1 protein-coding gene is annotated in these 269 nt (G+C 64.7%); it reads right to left on the bottom strand.

Annotation, left to right across the window (positions count from 1 at the left end):
* The coding region (locus AC0IW9_RS30940) for an NAD(P)/FAD-dependent oxidoreductase (RefSeq protein ID WP_471652129.1) at positions 1 to 269 on the bottom strand (269 nt) is incomplete at both ends.

Below are 269 nucleotides of genomic sequence, written 5' to 3' on the forward strand. Positions count from 1 at the left end.
GTTCACGCCATGCCCCGAGTAGGCCTGGGCGAAGTACACGTTGGTTTCGCCACTCAGGCGGCCAATTTGCGGCAAGCGGTTGGCGCCGATGCCGATCGTGCCGCCCCAGGCGAAGTCGATGCGGGTGTCGGCCAATTGCGGGAATACGCGGAGCATTTTCGGCCGCATATACGCGGCGATGTCCTGAGGGTCGCGCCCCGAGTAATGGCAGGCGCCGCCGAACAACAGACGGCGATCGGCAGACAAGCGGAAGTAATCGAGCCCCACGC

The sequence above is a fragment of the Belnapia sp. AC561 genome (genome assembly GCF_979252845.1).